This is a genomic window from Micromonospora sp. NPDC023956, assembly GCF_040639195.1.
GTDB lineage: Bacteria > Actinomycetota > Actinomycetes > Mycobacteriales > Micromonosporaceae > Micromonospora.
On sequence record NZ_JBEZZN010000022.1, the window covers coordinates 36,175 to 51,090 of the forward strand.

Consider the following 14,916-nt stretch of genomic DNA (forward strand, 5'->3'; position numbering starts at 1 on the left):
ACCTCGGTGCCGGATCGAGCGCTTCTCGGACAGCCCCGGGTACTCAGTCCTCCCCGACCACGGCCAGGTTGTCACCGAGTACGGTAGCGATCTCGGCGGCTCGGGAGTGGTCGTCCAGCCGACGGGTGAGGTAGGCGCAGGAGTGGTGGTGGTCGAGCGACCACCAGGCGGCGGAGCCCCCGATACCACCCTTGGCGATTTTGCCGCGATCGCGGAGGAAGCCAAGCGTCCAGGTGAGCCTGGTACCGAAAACCTGGTCATGACCGGTGACCTGCGAGGTGAGCAGTTCGGTGTGCACCTGCGGGCCGAGCAGCTCACCCAGGGGCCCGTGTTCGCTGGTGACGAAGGAAAAGAAGCGGGCCATGGCGGTCGCCGTCGTGTGGAGGTTGGCCGCGGCGAACACCGACTGCCGCCAGACGCGGGAGTTGGTCCGGCGGGTGTCCAACGCGCCGTCGGGGATCTGCAGCCACGGTGCCGCGTGCAGTTGCCGCGGCCAGTCCGGGCGGGCGTACTCGAGGTGGGCGACACGTTCGAGTTCCGTGTCCGGCACCCCGAACCAGGCGTCGAGAGCGAGCGCGGGTCGCACGACGCTGTCGAACACCTCCTGGAGGCTACGTCCGGTGGCGGCGCGGAGGATCCCGTCGATGAGGTGGCCGTAGGTCAGTGCGTGCTCCCCCAGCGCGGTGCCCGGGGCATACTCCGGAGCCGTCCGCGCGAGACTCTCCCGTAGCCCGGCATCGTCGAGCAGATCCAGGTTCGCAGCCTCCTGTGGAAACCGAGGCTGCCCCGCCTGGTGGGTGAGCACCTGACGCAACGTGGTCCGTTCCTTGCCCTTCACTCCGTACTCTTTCCAGTACGCCGCCACGGGCTCGTCAAGCCCCAGCGCACCGTCGCGGACCGCCACCAACGCGGCGAGCGTGGCGAACGTCTTCGACAACGAGTACGGCTGAACCAGCGTGTCCTCGCGCCACGGGCGTTGCCGCTCCGCATCAGCCCATCCCCCGCTGAGCCGGACCACCTCTCGACCGTCCCGCCACACCGACAACCCCGCGCCGGTTTCCCGCCCCTCGTCGACCAAGCGTTGGAACACCTCCCGTACGGCGTCGTACCCCTCTTCGGTGAACCCTTCGACCTTCAACGTGTCCCCTCCCGTCCTCTGGACCGCCAGCGACGTCGGTACGGCCCGCGTCAGCCAGAGGACGCGCGGATTGCCGTGGAGGTCGGGGCAGTCGGTGAAGCCGTAGACAGTCTGCCCGTCGGAGCACCGCGCCACCGCTCCGTGCAGACCGTTCCTCCTCGTACGGTAGGTCGCCGAGCTGTAGACGAAGCCCTGGTGCGTGTAGACGTCGAGGTAACAGCCGTCAGGCGGAGTCCTCGTGAAGTAGGGAGCGGCCTGAGCGGGTTGGGCGATGGCCACGGTACCGACCCCACCAGCGCTGCGGTCAGCTCTGGGGCGTGTTCTGGAAGTCAGGATCGGCTGGTTGGCCGTCCGGGGTGGTCACGGCCGGCCAGCCAGATCGTCAGGTCTTGAGCGATCGCGGAAATGTCGGTTTCTGTGGTGTGTTCGTGCTGGTGGTGGCTGGGGTCCCGGCGTTCGACTTCGTAGCTGCCGTCAGCGAGCAAGGAGACCGAGGCGTACCAGTCACTATCGTCGGCGGGGTTGATGGTGACGAAGGTGTTGTCGGGCTGATCGAGGTCTTGCAGCAGCATGTACAAGGCGTCCTCGGACGGGTCGGCGATGTGGTCGCCGTTTTCGGTATCGGCGTCGTAGTAGTCGGCGGCCATGCTGCTGTCCCTTGGTTAGCCGGTGCTGGAGTTCGAGGATCCCATGCCGGTCACCGCCGTTCGGTGATCGCCGCGGTGTGCACGACCGCTTCGAACCGGACGGCGAGCGTGTCGTAGCGGCTCGCGACCGCCCGGTGACGTTTCAGTCGGTTGATACCGCACTCCACGGCGTGCCGGGCCTTGTAGTCCTCTCGGTCGAAGAACGGTGGGCGGCCACCTGCCGACCCGCGCTTGCGACGGTGGGCGGCCCGGTCCCAGCCGCGGCACTCGGACACCCCGCAGCACCGGGACGAACTGTGGCGAGTCACCACGCTGACCCGCGGTGACCACTGTCGACCGGCCGGCAGCCTGGTGTGTCCCGTCACGGGACACGCTCGGCACCCCCGGGTGCTGGCCCACCTGCTGCTCGGCAGAATGTCGTGACGCCGAGCGCTGGCTGCTCCGACAGCGAAGGGGATCCCGGTGAGTTACGACCTCGAGTGGGCTGATCTACCCGAACCTGCTGCGACTGTTCGCGCCCGCTTCGAAGCTTGCTGCGACCTCAACGAGCTGTGCGTGCACGCTCCTCCATGCTGGGAGGAGTACGAGTCACTTGGGGCTGCCTATCAGTTCCACCTGAACATCGCCGGCATGGCTTCCTGCCGTGACGGTATGCGCCGTACGGGCATGACCCACCAGGCAACCCCGCAGCCCTTCCCCGCTTGGCCGTTCGATGGCATCGACGACTGGCATTCTGCTGCTCAGAGCCGACGGGATGCGTACCACGAGGCCGAACGGGTGGCCTCGGCCCAGACGGTCGCTGGAAGGACAGGGATCCCTGAGTTCAAGCTGATGAGCAACGGCCCGTGGCTGGTAGGGGCGAGGGAGATTGACGAAGCGCTGCGCTGCTACCGGACGTCGTCACAGAGGCTCAGGGCAGAGTTGGAGCGGGACGCCCTGTGGGTGGCCTGGCTGGACTGGCTGGGACAGACCGTCAGCCACGGCGGCTTCACCGTACGATGACCTGCCCGCCCGCGTGTCCGCTGGACGGATCGGCGGTCCGCTGTGGCCACCGGCTGCCGCACAGCACGGGACATCCTCCGCGGGGACCGGAACCCCATCGGGGGATGCGGCATTCACGGAAAGGGCTCGCGCGACTCCCGAGAGCGATCACAGAGAAACCCTTGCCCTCAAAGGGAAGTGGCCCTAGGTTGCATTGATGATCCTCAGCGAGGAGCCGCGCCCTGACCCCGCTCAGAATGTCAGCCACGGCGATCTGCGGCCCGAGGATCTCGGTGGTATCGCCTACCTGCGGGGACTTTCGAGACGGGGCTTCATCACGAGCGCCGCGTTGGCGGCATCCGGGGTGTCGGCCGCCTTTGCACTGCTGCCCGGCTCCACTCGGGCTGCTGGCAGCTACCAGAGGCCCTGCGGAGCTGTCCGGATTTCGAGCTCCTGGCAGGACCACCGGAACCGGACGCCGCCCTCGGGTGAGCCGGGCACTGACTATGCGGTCGGAACCGGTACTCCCGTCCTGGCTGCGGCGAACGGCACGATCCGTTTCGTGAAGACCGACACCTCCACCGCGACCGGGCGCGTCGTGGGGATGGCCCACGATGACGGCAACTACACCCGGCACCTGCACCTGTCGAGGATCATCGTCTCAACCGGTCAACGCGTGTCGCGGGGCCAGACGATCGCATACTCCGGCGCCTCGGCGAACGGCAGTGACTACGGCGTTGGACCGCATGTGCATACAAGCCTCTGGCTGAACACCGGCAGTCCGACGAATTTCCGCGCGACGGCAGATTTCGAGAACTACGTCGGAGACGTCGCCAACCCGAACCCGCCCGACCAGGAGGTAGATGACGTGTTCATCGCGAACGTGAGGGGCAACTGGTATCTCATCGTCCCCCAGGGCACCGGTAAGCCGCGGGCAGTGGTCCTCGGTGGTGACAGCAATGCCGCCGCTTCCGGCATCCCCGTCCTGAACTTCAGCTGGGATCCGTCGATCGCTGCACTGAGGGCTGCGGTCGACGGCATCGGTTGATGTGGCGTGGCGCGTCACGGCGGCGCGTAGCGGGTGGAGGTGGAAGGGCCGATCGCCGGTCCTCGGGTCAGCCGGTGGCGTGCCGGCCGGCGAGGTAGCCGAGGCCGAGGGCGCTGAGCAGGCCGTTGCCGGCGAGGTAGCCGCCCGCGCCGTGGCCGGAGATCCCCACCGCCGCGCCGCCGGCCGCGTAGAGCCCCGGCACCGGCGCCCCGTCGCGGAGCACCCGGGCGTGCCGGTCGACCCGCAGGCCGCCCTGGGTGTGGAAGAGCGCCCCGGTGACCCGGACGGCCGCGTACGGCGGCCGTAGCGGCGCACCCCAACCGGTCCGGCCGAGCGCGTCCGGGGCTGCCCCGGTGGCGGCGGCCTCGGCGGCGGCCAGGGTGGCGGTCAGCGTACCGACCGGCGCGCCGAGGACGGTGGCGAGCGCGTCGACGTCGTCGGCCCAGCGGACCGCCCCGGCGGCCACCACGTCCAGGTAGTCCTTGAAGGCCAGGCAGGCGTCGTGGACACGCCGGTCGTAGATCGCCCAGGCCTGCCCGCCGGGCCGGGCCAGCACCGGTACGGCGTACTCGGAGTAGCCGACCGTCTCGTCGCCGAACCGCAGGCCGGCGGAGTCGGCGAGGAAGCCGCCGTGCATCACCACCGCCCAGGTGAGCAGGATGGCGTCCGGTACGGCCAGCGACCCGTGCCCCTGGTAGGCGTCCAGGTAGCCGGTGTCCAGGCCGAGCCGCTCGGCCAGCCGCAGCGCGTCCCCCCGGGACGCCTCGCCGCCGTGGTAGACGCCGTGGGCGATCTCCGGCAGGTGCCGGCGGACCAGCTCGGGGTCGGCGGCGAACCCGTTCGTGGCGAGCACCACCGTCGGTGTCTCCAGCACCTCACGGGTGCCGTCGGGGCGCTCCAGCTCGGCGGCCCGGACCGTGCCGGCGGAGTCGAGATGCACGTCGACCAGCCGGGCCGGCACCATCAGGTGCAGGTCGTCCCGGCCGGTGGCGGCGTCGAGCAGGGCGCGGTGCAGGCTGGCCCCGGAGCGGTCGGGCACGCTGTGGCAGCGCAGCGCCGAGTGGCCCGGGTAGCGGAAGTCGGTGACCAGGTCGAGCGGTACCCCGCACTCGTCGGCCAGCCAGCCGACCAGCTCCGGGGCGACGGCGGTGAGCGCGGCGGCGACCACCGGGTCGGCCCGGTCGTGGGTCTTGGCCCGGATGTCGGCGAGAAAGCGCCCCGGGGAGTCCTCGATGCCGGCCGCCTGCTGCCAGCGACTGCCGGCGGCCGGGATCATCGAGGTGCTCATCACGGTGTTGCTGCCCTGCCGGAAGGTCTCCCGTGCCTCGGCGAGGACGACGGTGCGGCCGTCCCGGGCGGCGGCGAGCGCGGCGGCCAGGCCGGCCGCGCCCGCCCCGGCGACGAGGACGTCGCAGTCGGTCATGCCCCGGCCGCCCCGGGCGGGACGGTGGTGTCGAGGCCGTAGAACCGGGCCGCGTTGCGCCACAGGATCTTCTCCCGGTCGGCGGCGTCCAGGAAGTCCGCGTCGCGGATCCAGTTGGCCGCCCCGCCCGGGTGGTCCCAGGCGAACGGGTGGTCGGTGCCGATGGTGAGCTGGTCGACGCCGACCCGCTCGATCACCATCTCCAGGGCCCGTACGTCGTGCACGAGCACGTCGTAGAAGAGGTTGCCGGCGGCGAGGTACTCGCTCGGCGGTCGGGCCATGGTCCGCTGGGACGCGCCGATCATGTGCCAGCGGTGGTCGAAGCGGCCCAGCGAGTGGATCGCGATGCCGCCGCCGTGGGTGAAGCACATCCGGAAGTCCGGGTGCCGGTCGAGCAGTCCGGAGTGGATCACCGTCATCAGGCCGATGCTCGCCTCGACCGGCGCGGCGAAGGAACTCTCGAAGTAGTAGCGGCCGAGCCGGTCCCCCGCGCCGAGCTTGTCGAAGAACGCCGGGTGGACGTTGGCGGTCACCCCGGCCTCGGCCATCGCCTCCAGCACCGGCAGGATCTGCGGGTCGTCGAGGTTGCGGCCGTTGACGGCGGGGGTGAGCACGAAGTGCCGGAGCTTCAGCTCCTTGACCGCGTGTTCGAGCACGGCCAGGGCGGCCTCCCGGTCCTGGAGCGGCAACTGCGCCAGGCCCCGGTAGGTCTGCGGGGCGGCGGCCTCCAGTTCGGCCAGTTCGGTGTTCAGTTCCCGGCAGAACGCCGCACCCCGGGCCGCGTCCAGGTGGTAGTTGAAGAGGAAGCCGGCGACCTGGACGGCCTCGAAGCGGATGCCCTGGGCGGCGGCGCGGGTGGCGAGCCGCGCCGCCGGGTCGTCCAGGTCCACCTCGGGCGGGGCGAAGTTCAGCACCGTACGCCCCAGCGCGAACGCCCGCCGCCCGTCGGCCTCGGTGACCGGCCGCCAGCCGTACCAGTCCCGCCCGGACCGGCCGGCGGCGAGCAGCCCCCGGGGCCAGAAGTGGGTGTGCGTGTCGATGGCCGGTACGTCGGCCACCGGGGTCGACGCGGCGGTCATGCGGTCTTCACGATCTTCCCGTCCTGGACCAGGATCTCGCCGTCCACCTCGACGGTGGGGGTGAGCAGCAGCAGGTCGACGTGGATCGGCGCCTTGACCGTCCCGCCGACCACGCTGTTGCCGAGGGCGAAGTGGACGGTTCCCACCTGCTTCTTGTCCTCGGTGATGTTGCCGAGGAAGCGGGCCGCCGGGTTGGTGCCGATGGAGATCTCGCCGAGGTTGTCGCCGTTCTCCACGCCGTCGATCATCCGGCGCAGTTCCTCGGCCTGGTCGCCGCCCTCGATCTTCACCGCGCGGCCCTGGTCGAAGTGCACCCGGATCGGCTCGCGCAGCTTGCCGAGCTGGTGGGCGGAGCCGTCGGCGACCAGGACGCCCTGGCCGGTGCCGGTGGCCGGGGCGCTCCACGCCTCGCCGCTGGGGTAGCTGGAGATCTGGCCGGGCTCGCGGGCGAAGGACGCCCCGACCCCGCAGGTGACCCCCTCCAGGCTGGCGGTCAGGTCGGAGCCCTGCCGGGAGGTGACCCGGATCCGGGAGCCGGCGGTGATGGCGTCGGCGAGCGGCTTGGTGATCCGGTGGACCTCCTCGTAGTCGGCGACGCCCGCGCCGCCGGTCAGCTCGGCCCGGGTCACCCCGGTCATGACGATGGCCCGCGCGCCCCGGTTGAGGGCCTGCTTCAGCTCGGGGGTGAAGCTCAGCGCGGTCGACGTCGGCGAGATGATCACGTCCGCGCCGGCCAGCGCGGCGGCGATGATCCGGTTGGCCGGCTCGCCGGCGCGGGCGCGGGCCGGCTGGACGAGCAGGGTGCCCTCGGCCCCGGCGGCGGCGACCGCCGCGAGCAGGGCGTCGACCACCGCCTGGTCGGAGTTGTGGTCGGCGGCGATGGCCACCAGCTCCCCGGGGCGGACGGCGAGCGAGGTGTTGACGATGTTGTCGGCGGCCTTGGCGACCTGGATGGCGGCCCAGTCGGTCATCAGTGGTCCTCTCGCAGCAGGGTGGCGCCGGCCCGGGTGGTCCAGCCGCGTTGGAAGGTGTAGGCGTCGACGATCTCCAGGGGCTGGAAGCCGTCGAGGTCCTCGTTGATCAGGTCGGGCAGGATCTCGACGCCGCCGGTGCCCCGCCAGGCCTCGATGGTGGTGGCCCGGTCCAGGTCCAGGGCGAAGAGTTGGCGCTGGTCGGCCACGTCCGGGCTGGGCGACGGAATGTGCCGGTAGGTGTAGACCCGGTGCCCGTGCGAGGGCACCGCGTCGTCGGCGATCTTCTCGGTGAGCTGGATGTCGACGTTGAAGATCCGCCGGCTGAACCGGTCGACGGTGCCGCGCAGGCGGGTGCCGGGGCCGACCGGACCGAGGGCCGGGTTCGCCGGCTGGATCTTGGTCTTGTGGATGACGCCCTGCTTCTTGGCGAAGCCCATGTAGTGACCGAAGACCACCGACCAGTCCTCGCTCACGTAGATGAACGCGCTGAACCGGCCCGGCTGCCCCTGGTAGGTGCAGTAGAGGCCGAGGATGCCCTCCTGGTACTGCGACCACTGCGGCTCGGTCCACGCCTGGTCCGGATGGCTGTCACTGATCTTGACCATGTCGGCGACGTAGGCGTACGCCAGGGCGTCCGGATGCAGCTCGAGGCCGTCGGGCAGGTAGGCGCGGGCCCTGTCCGGGTCGACCCGGTAGATCACCTGGATGGCGTCGGCGCTGATGTGGTGCGGGGGGTCGTCGACGAGTGCCGCCCGGCCGGACGGGGACAGTGGATTGCCGAACCCTCGGAGCGTGGCCATCGCGTTCCTTCCACTCAGCGAAACGGCGTTCCACAACGCTAGGCGCGGCCGTCCGAACGTGTCAAGGGCCGGATATCGTCGTGACCAGGGGTTTCACCGTCGGCGGTAGAGGGCCGCACGCGGCGGGCCCGGGGCGGTCCCTGGCGTCAGTCGGCGAAGCCGACCGCCCGGCGGGCGCCGTCGAGGAAGGCGGTGGCGTTCTCGCGGACCACCATGTCCTTCTCCCGGCTGGTCAGGAACGGCTGGTCGGCGATCCAGCGCACCGCGCCGACCTCGGGGATGTCCCCGCCGTACGGGTGGTCGGTCCCGATCACCACCCGGTCCGCGCCGACCCGCTCGACCAGCAGTTGCAGGGCGCGCTCGTCGTGCACCAGGCAGTCGTAGTGGAACCGGGGCAGGTAGCGGTCCGGGGCCTCGGCCAACAGGCCGCTGTCCCGCCCCTGGAGGTAACGCAGGTTGAGCCGCCCGATCCCGTACGGCAGCCAGCCACCCCCGTGCGAGCAGCAGATCCGGGCGCCCGGGTGCCGGTCCAGCAGACCCGAGTAGATCAGCGAGGCCAGCGCCAACCCGGCCTCCAGCGGCACCCCCACCGAGTTGTCGAACATGTGCCGGCAGGTCCGTTCCCGGCCGGCCCGGGTGTACCAGTTGGCGTGGATGACGATGGCCGCCCCGGCGGCGAGGACCTGGTCGAGGATGCCGACCACCGCCGGGTCGTCCAGGTTGGCGTCCTCCACGTTGGTGCCGATGCTGAACGCGTAGAGCCCGAGGTCCTTGACCGAGTGGTCGAGCACCCGCAGCGCGGCGTCGTGGTCCTGGAGGGGAAGCAGCCCGAGCCCGGTGAAGGTGCCGCCCGAGGCGGCCTGGGCGTCGGCCAGGTCGGCGTTGACGTCCCGGCAGTACGCCTCGGCCTCGGCGGCCGGGAGTTCGTACCCCCACAGGAAGACCGGGACCATCGCGGCCTCGCGGACGATGCCCTCGGCGGCGCGGCGCTCCCGCCGGGCGACCAGGTCGGTCGAGTACAGGTCGACCGGGGCCGGGGCGTCCCGCTCCCCCGCCACGATCCGGGGCGTGGCGGCGGTGAGGTCGGCGTCCCAGGCGTGCCAGCGCCGGCCGGCGCGGACGGCCGCCGCGAACTCCCGGGGCCACCAGTGACTGTGCAGATCCACGGCCTGACCAGGTCGATGCATGACGCGCACCCCTCTTGTTCCGGTTGATGAAACGGTGTTTCATAAGGTAGCGCAGTCGACGGAGGCGGGACAGGCCGACGGACAGGGACGTGACGATGGATCTGACCTACGGAAGCGACGTGATGGTGGCGCTGCTCCAGCGCCTCGGCATCCGGTACGTGGCGGCGAACCCCGGCGCCTCGTTCCGGGGACTGCACGACTCCCTCACCACCAGCGGCAGCCCGGAGCTGATCTCCGCGCTGCACGAGGGCGTCGCCGTGGCCATCGCGCACGGCTACGCCAAGGCGTCCGGGGAGGTGATGGCCGCCGCCGTGCACAACCTGGTCGGGTTGCAACAGGCCGTGATGGCGACCTTCAACGCGTACGCCGACCACGCGCCGGTCCTGCTGCTCGGCGGCTCCGGACCGGCCGACCAGTCCCGCCGCCGCCCCTGGATCGACTGGGTGCACACCGCCAACCTCCAGGGCCAGGCGGTCCGCGACGTGGTCAAGTGGGACACCGAGCCGACCTCGGTCGCCGCCCTGCCCGACCTGCTGCTCCGGGCCCACCAGCTGGCCGTCGCCCAGCCGCCGGGTCCGACGTACGTCGCCCTCGACGCGCTGCTCCAGGAGTCGCCCACCCCCGCGGTCGACCTCGGCGACTGGGGCCCGTCCCCGCTCGCCCCGCCGACCGCGCCACCGGATCGCCTCGAGGCGGTGGCCGACCTGCTCGTCGCCGCCGAGTCGCCGGTGATCCTCGCCGACTTCGTCGGCCGGAGCCGGTCCGGCTTCGACGCGCTGCGCCGGCTCGCCGAGTCCCTCGCCGTACCCGTGGTGGACCTGGGCAGCCGGCACAACTTCCCCACCGGCCACTGGGCCGACTGCACCGCCGACCGGGACGCCCGGCTCGCCGCCGCCGACCTCGTCCTCGCGCTGGACTGCCGGGACGTGCGCTGGGCGACCTCCCGGGTGGACAACGACCGGCGCGGCTTCCACCTGCTCACCCGGCCCGGCACCACGCTCGCGGTGATCACCCTCAACGACCTGAAGCACAACGGCTTCCTCGACCTGGAACCGCCGATCCGCGCCGACGAATACCTGGTCGCGGACACCGCCGTCGCGCTGCCCGTCCTCGCCGACCTGGTCGACGAGCGGGTCGCCCGCCGCCCGGACGCGATCGCCGCCCGACGGGAGTGGCTCACCGCGCACACCGCCTCGCTCCGCGCCGCCCAGGGGCCACCGCCGGAGTCGCCCCACGGCGGCATCACCGAGGGCGTGCTCGCCGCCGCCACCTACGAGGCGGTCCGCGACGGACCCTGGCAGATCGGGTTCACCATGTTCCGGGGCTGGCCCCGGCGCACCTGGGACATGGTCGACTACAACTGCCACCTCGGCGGCTCCGGGGCGGGCGGGCTCGGCTTCGGCATCGGCGGCTCGATCGGCGCGGCCCTGCACCACCGCGACGACGACACGGTGGTGGTCGACCTGCAACCCGACGGCGACCTGCTCTACACCCCGCAGGGCCTCTGGACCGCCGCCCACCACCACCTTCCGCTGCTGGTCGTGGTGGTGAACAACCGCAGCTACGGCGCGGACTGGCTGCACCAGCGGCGGGTGGTGCAGACCCGGGGCGGTGATCTCGAACGGGCCCGGCACGGCATGGACCTCACCGGGCCGGCGGTCGACCACGCCGCGATGGCCCGCGCCCAGGGCGTCGAGGCGTTCACCGTCACCGAGCGCGACGCCCTCGCCGCCGCGCTCACCGAAGCGGTCAAGGGCGTCCGCGAGGGCCGCCCCGTCCTGGTCGACGTGGTCGTCGACCTGCCGGGGGTATGACCGATGCCGGTGCACGCTCCGGTCGGCTTCGCCGCCGTCCTCGCCGCCGAACCACCCGTACCGACCGCCGGGGTGTGGGACGGGCTCAGCGCCACCATGGCCGCCGCCGCCGGCTTCCGGTGCCTCTTCGTCTCCGGATTCGCCGTCTCGGCCAGCCTCGGCCTGCCCGACGCCGACCTCTACACCCGGGCCGACATGACGCACGCGGTCCGGGTCGCCGCTCGGGCCAGCGGCCTGCCGGTCATCGCCGACCTGGACACCGGGTGGGGCAACGCGGTCAACGCGCACTACGCCGCCCGGGACTTCGAGCAGGCCGGCGCGGCGGCGCTGATGCTGGAGGACCAGGTCTCCCCCAAACCGGGGCCGCTGAGCGAGCAGGCCGGGGTGAGCCTGGTGCCGCTGCCTGAGGCGGCGGCGAAGGTCCGGGCCTGCGTCGACGCCCGTACCCACGCCGCCGTGGTCGCCCGGACCAACGCCGACACCGTGGACGAGGTGCTGCGCCGCGCCGAGGCGTACGCGGCGGCCGGGGCGGACGTGGTCTTCCCGATGCGCCACGACGAGGGCTTCCCGTTCGAGGCGTGGCAGGCCGCCCGGGACGCGTGCGGCCGGCCGCTGGCCGCGGCGGTCGCCCCGGGCAGCTGGCTGGAGCGCGAACTCACCCCGCAGATCGCCCGGGAACTCGGCATCGCCGTGGTCATCTACGGCCTCCAGGGGGTGCTCGCCACCGCCCGCGCCCTCGCCGACGCCTACGCCGACCTGCTCGGTCCCGAGCCGGGCGTGGTCTCCGCGCGGGGCGTGCCACTGCGCGAGTTCACCAACATGATCGGCTACGACGAGGTGAACCGGGCGCGGACCCGGTACCTGGGAACGGAGACGGACCGGTGAACGACCAGACGGTGCTCGCCGCCGCGCACGCGCTGATCGCGCCGCTGACCGACGAGCAGGTCGACGCGATCCGCGCGGCGGCGGCCCCGGACCCGGTCGTGGTCGCCCGTGACCTGGCCACCCAGCTCCGGCACGCGCCCGACGCGACCGTCCTCTTCGGCGACGTCCAGCCGGAGGTGCTCGACGCCGCGGTGAACCTGCGCTGGGTGCAGTCGGTCGGCGCGGGCGTGGACCGGATCGCCGCGCACCTGGCCGGCCGGGACGTCCGCCTGGTCTCCGCCAAGGGCGGGATCGTCGGCGCGCACCTGGCCGAACACGCCTTCGCGCTGCTGCTCGCCCTGACCCGGGGAGTGGCGACGGTGCTCCGCCAGCCGCAGTGGACCGACGCGTACCGGATCGCGGTGCGGGCGACCCAGTGGGAGTTCACCGACCGGACCATGCTGGTGGTCGGCCTCGGCGGTGCGGGCCGGGCGGTGGCCCGGCGGGCCCGGGGCTTCGAGTTCCGCCGGATCGTCGCGGTCGAACCGGAGCGGGTCGACCCGGGCCCCGACGTGGACCTGCTGGTCGGCCCGGACGAGCTGGACGAGGTGCTGCCGACCGCCGACGTGGTGGTGCTCACCGTGCCGCTCACCCCGGCCACCCGGCACCTGCTGGACGCCGCCCGGATCGCCGCGATGAAGCCCGGTGCGATCGTGGTCAACGTCAGCCGGGGCGAGTTGGTCGACGAGACGGCGCTGCGGGCCGCCCTGACCGACGGGCGGCTCGGCGGAGCGGGGCTGGACGTGGTGGCCCGGGAACCTCTCGCCCTCGACGATCCGCTCTGGCACCTGCCGAACGTGGTGGTCACCCCGCACATCGCCGGCGGCTCGCCGCGCCGGGCCGAACGGGTGGTCGCGCAGTTCTGCGAGAACCTGCGCCGCTGGCGGGCCGGCGAACCGCTGCTCGGCGAATTCGACCTGACCAAGGGGTACTGATCCCGCTCCGGCCCTCGTCGGGCGGGCACCGCCGGTAGGTGGTGGGGCAGACACCGCCGTGCGGTGGTGCCGCATGGTGGCTCGGCTACTGTGGCGACATGTCGGATCGTCCGGACCGCGTCGGCCCGCGGTCCCCCGCCGCCCCGCCCGGACGCACCGTGCCCGACGTCCTCGCCACCGCCCGGCGGCGTCCCCTCCTGCTGTTCGGGCTCACGCCACCCCGCCGCAGCGCCACCCCCGAGCAGGTCGCGGAGATCGCCCGGGTCACGCTGGCCCGGCTCGCGCCGCTGGACGTGGACGCGTTGCTGCTCTACGACATCGACGACGAGAGCGACCGCAATCCGGACGAGCGCCCGTTCCCCTACCTGCCGACGATGGACCCGGCGGTCTTCCACGCCGGACACCTGCGCGACTGGCACCGGCCCACCATCATCTACCGCTGCGTCGGCAAGTACCCCGAGCCGGAGCTGCGCGACTGGCTGGAGGCGACGGATCCGGATCGGGTGGCGACCGTCCTCGTCGGCGCGTCCTCCAGCACCAAGGCGGTCCGCACCCCGCTGCCCCGGGCCCACGCCCTGCGCCGGGAGGCCCGGCCCGACCTGACCGTCGGCGGGGTCGCCATCCCCGAGCGGCACAGCCGGGGAGGGGACGAGCACCTACGGATGCTGGCCAAGCAGGAGCAGGGCTGTGCGTTCTTCGTCTCGCAGGTGATCTACGACGTCGACGCGACCAAGAGCCTGGTCTCGGACTACCACTACGCCTGCCGGGAGCGGGGCGTCGCGCCACAGCCGATCGTGTTCACCCTGTCGGTGTGCGGCTCGCTGAAGACCCTGTCGTTCCTGAAGTGGCTGGGCGTCGCCGTTCCCCGGTGGTTGGAGAACGCCCTGCGGCACGCCGAGGACCCGCTCGCCGAGTCGTACCAGCAGTGCCTGGCCAACGCCCGGGAGCTGAGCGCCTTCTGCCGACGGCTCGGGGTGCCGTTCGGCTTCCACGTGGAGAGCGTGTCGATCCGCAAGGTCGAGATCGACGCCGCGGTCACTCTCGCCGGGGGGCTCCGCCGGCTGCTCGACCCGTCGGCCGTCACGGACCGCCCCGGGGAGATGCCTCCTGCGGCTCGGGGTCCCCGGCCGGGGCTCCCGGGACGGTGACGCCGTCGAGGCGCTGACGCAGCGCCACGATCTCGGCCCGCAGGGCCGCCACGTCCTCGGTCGTCGCGGCCGTCGGCCGACTGGAGTCGGCGGAGACCCGTTCCACGATCCAGGTCGCCAGGGAACCGGTGACGAAACCGATCAGACCGATTCCACCGATCATCAGGCCGAGCGCGACGAGTTTTCCCGCAGCGGTCACCGGATAGTGGTCCCCGTAACCGACCGTCGTGATCGTCACCGTCGCCCACCAGAGTGCCTCGTCGAACGAGGTGATGTTCGCGTCGGCGGCGAGCCGCTCGGCGTCCAGCACCGCCAGGGCCGCCACCAGTACCAGGAGCAGAGTGGTGATGGCCACGTACACGGCGAGTCGGCCCCGCGCCCACGTCTCGGTCCGTCGACTGATCGTCAGGACGACCATGATCAGCCGTACGGCGCGTAGCGGTCGCAGCATCGGTAGGAGCAGTACGGCCAGGTCGAACAGGTGCTCCCGCACGAACCGCCGTCGGTCGACCGCCAGCCGGAACCGGGCCAGGATGTCGCCCCAGAACAGCACCCAGATCGTGGCCGTCGTCAGGGTGCACACCGTCCGCCACGCCGCCGGTAGGCCGGGGTCGAGGATCGGCACCGCGTACACCACCAGGAAGATCACCGACAGCACGGTCAGCGGTACCGCGGTGACCTGCTCCCACCGTGCCAGCGGGTCCCCTGGCTGCCCTGGCTCGTCACGCATGTCCCGTCCCCACTAGTGGTCCCGAATACCCGGCCGGGACCAATGATCGCGCTCCGGACCTGCCCTGGCGACACCCACGTCCGGCCGG

14 protein-coding genes and 1 pseudogene are annotated in these 14,916 nt (G+C 72.1%); 6 read left to right on the forward strand and 9 right to left on the reverse strand.

Annotation, left to right across the window (positions count from 1 at the left end; all coding sequences use genetic code 11):
- Positions 1-43: 43 nt before the first annotated feature.
- The 3 genes and pseudogenes from AB0F58_RS27970 to AB0F58_RS27980 form a co-directional block, all read right to left on the reverse strand.
- Positions 44-1,417, reverse strand: a complete 1,374-nt coding sequence (locus AB0F58_RS27970; protein WP_357149159.1) for a serine hydrolase domain-containing protein — start codon at positions 1,415-1,417, stop codon at positions 44-46.
- Positions 1,418-1,467: 50 nt separating this feature from the next.
- The gene (locus tag AB0F58_RS27975; RefSeq protein ID WP_357149162.1) at positions 1,468-1,785 is read right to left on the reverse strand and encodes a hypothetical protein; all 318 of its coding nucleotides are present in this window, start codon (positions 1,783-1,785) and stop codon (positions 1,468-1,470) included.
- A gap of 50 nt (positions 1,786-1,835) precedes the next feature.
- A pseudogene (locus AB0F58_RS27980) lies at positions 1,836-2,112 on the reverse strand (IS5/IS1182 family transposase); the annotation flags it as partial.
- 135 nt (positions 2,113-2,247) lie between these two features.
- On the opposite strand from AB0F58_RS27980, the gene AB0F58_RS27985 reads away from it, so the two are divergent.
- Both AB0F58_RS27985 and AB0F58_RS27990 read left to right on the forward strand, forming a co-directional pair.
- On the forward strand, positions 2,248-2,787 hold the full coding sequence (locus AB0F58_RS27985; protein WP_357149164.1) for a hypothetical protein: 540 nt from the start codon (positions 2,248-2,250) through the stop codon (positions 2,785-2,787).
- Between the two features lie 196 nt (positions 2,788-2,983).
- The gene (locus tag AB0F58_RS27990; RefSeq protein ID WP_357149167.1) at positions 2,984-3,814 is read left to right on the forward strand and encodes a M23 family metallopeptidase; all 831 of its coding nucleotides are present in this window, start codon (positions 2,984-2,986) and stop codon (positions 3,812-3,814) included.
- A gap of 67 nt (positions 3,815-3,881) precedes the next feature.
- On the opposite strand, the gene AB0F58_RS27995 is transcribed toward AB0F58_RS27990, so the two are convergent.
- The 5 genes from AB0F58_RS27995 to AB0F58_RS28015 all read right to left on the reverse strand — a co-directional run bounded on the left by AB0F58_RS27995 (position 3,882) and on the right by AB0F58_RS28015 (position 9,277).
- Positions 3,882-5,237: an FAD-binding protein gene (locus tag AB0F58_RS27995; RefSeq protein WP_357149170.1), complete on the reverse strand. Its 1,356-nt coding sequence runs from the start codon at positions 5,235-5,237 to the stop codon at positions 3,882-3,884.
- The gene (locus AB0F58_RS28000; protein ID WP_357149173.1) at positions 5,234-6,316 is read right to left on the reverse strand and encodes an amidohydrolase family protein; all 1,083 of its coding nucleotides are present in this window, start codon (positions 6,314-6,316) and stop codon (positions 5,234-5,236) included. The genes AB0F58_RS27995 and AB0F58_RS28000 overlap by 4 nt, the downstream gene beginning before the upstream one ends.
- Positions 6,313-7,287: an aminopeptidase gene (locus tag AB0F58_RS28005; protein WP_357149174.1), complete on the reverse strand. Its 975-nt coding sequence runs from the start codon at positions 7,285-7,287 to the stop codon at positions 6,313-6,315. The genes AB0F58_RS28000 and AB0F58_RS28005 overlap by 4 nt, the downstream gene beginning before the upstream one ends.
- Positions 7,287-8,090, reverse strand: coding sequence for an acetoacetate decarboxylase family protein (locus AB0F58_RS28010; protein ID WP_357149177.1), 804 nt, complete (start codon positions 8,088-8,090; stop codon positions 7,287-7,289). Before AB0F58_RS28010 ends, AB0F58_RS28005 begins: the two co-directional genes overlap by 1 nt.
- 146 nt (positions 8,091-8,236) lie before the next feature.
- Positions 8,237-9,277: an amidohydrolase family protein gene (locus AB0F58_RS28015; protein WP_357149179.1), complete on the reverse strand. Its 1,041-nt coding sequence runs from the start codon at positions 9,275-9,277 to the stop codon at positions 8,237-8,239.
- Positions 9,278-9,372: 95 nt separating this feature from the next.
- Between AB0F58_RS28015 and AB0F58_RS28020 the strand changes: the two genes are divergently transcribed.
- The 4 genes from AB0F58_RS28020 (at position 9,373) to AB0F58_RS28035 (ending at position 14,098) form a co-directional block, all read left to right on the forward strand.
- A complete protein-coding gene (locus AB0F58_RS28020; protein WP_357149182.1) occupies positions 9,373-11,091 on the forward strand; it encodes a thiamine pyrophosphate-binding protein in 1,719 nt (572 codons plus the stop codon).
- 3 nt (positions 11,092-11,094) lie between these two features.
- Positions 11,095-11,976 carry an isocitrate lyase/PEP mutase family protein gene (locus tag AB0F58_RS28025; RefSeq protein WP_357149185.1) on the forward strand — a complete coding sequence of 294 codons (882 nt, stop codon included), beginning with the start codon at positions 11,095-11,097 and terminating at the stop codon, positions 11,974-11,976.
- Positions 11,973-12,950: a D-2-hydroxyacid dehydrogenase gene (locus AB0F58_RS28030; protein WP_357149188.1), complete on the forward strand. Its 978-nt coding sequence runs from the start codon at positions 11,973-11,975 to the stop codon at positions 12,948-12,950. The genes AB0F58_RS28025 and AB0F58_RS28030 overlap by 4 nt, the downstream gene beginning before the upstream one ends.
- A 98-nt stretch (positions 12,951-13,048) precedes the next feature.
- Positions 13,049-14,098, forward strand: coding sequence for a 5,10-methylenetetrahydrofolate reductase (locus AB0F58_RS28035; protein ID WP_357149191.1), 1,050 nt, complete (start codon positions 13,049-13,051; stop codon positions 14,096-14,098).
- Here the strand turns inward: AB0F58_RS28035 and AB0F58_RS28040 are convergent.
- A complete protein-coding gene (locus AB0F58_RS28040) occupies positions 14,031-14,828 on the reverse strand; it encodes a potassium channel family protein (RefSeq protein WP_357149194.1) in 798 nt (265 codons plus the stop codon). The genes AB0F58_RS28035 and AB0F58_RS28040 overlap by 68 nt on opposite strands.
- Positions 14,829-14,916: the final 88 nt, after the last annotated feature.

Bases quoted from the DNA above. Each gene is read 5' to 3' on its own strand.
- AB0F58_RS28040 (WP_357149194.1), bottom strand. From the start codon at position 14,828: ATGCGTGACGAGCCAGGGCAGCCAGGGGACCCGCTGGCACGGTGGGAG.
- AB0F58_RS28035 (WP_357149191.1), top strand. From the start codon at position 13,049: ATGTCGGATCGTCCGGACCGCGTCGGCCCGCGGTCCCCCGCCGCCCCG.
- AB0F58_RS28025 (WP_357149185.1), top strand. From the start codon at position 11,095: ATGCCGGTGCACGCTCCGGTCGGCTTCGCCGCCGTCCTCGCCGCCGAA.
- AB0F58_RS28020 (WP_357149182.1), top strand. From the start codon at position 9,373: ATGGATCTGACCTACGGAAGCGACGTGATGGTGGCGCTGCTCCAGCGC.
- AB0F58_RS28005 (WP_357149174.1), bottom strand. From the start codon at position 7,287: ATGACCGACTGGGCCGCCATCCAGGTCGCCAAGGCCGCCGACAACATC.
- AB0F58_RS28000 (WP_357149173.1), bottom strand. From the start codon at position 6,316: ATGACCGCCGCGTCGACCCCGGTGGCCGACGTACCGGCCATCGACACG.
- AB0F58_RS27975 (WP_357149162.1), bottom strand. From the start codon at position 1,785: ATGGCCGCCGACTACTACGACGCCGATACCGAAAACGGCGACCACATC.
- AB0F58_RS28015 (WP_357149179.1), bottom strand. From the start codon at position 9,277: ATGCATCGACCTGGTCAGGCCGTGGATCTGCACAGTCACTGGTGGCCC.
- AB0F58_RS28010 (WP_357149177.1), bottom strand. From the start codon at position 8,090: ATGGCCACGCTCCGAGGGTTCGGCAATCCACTGTCCCCGTCCGGCCGG.
- AB0F58_RS27990 (WP_357149167.1), top strand. From the start codon at position 2,984: ATGATCCTCAGCGAGGAGCCGCGCCCTGACCCCGCTCAGAATGTCAGC.
- AB0F58_RS27995 (WP_357149170.1), bottom strand. From the start codon at position 5,237: ATGACCGACTGCGACGTCCTCGTCGCCGGGGCGGGCGCGGCCGGCCTG.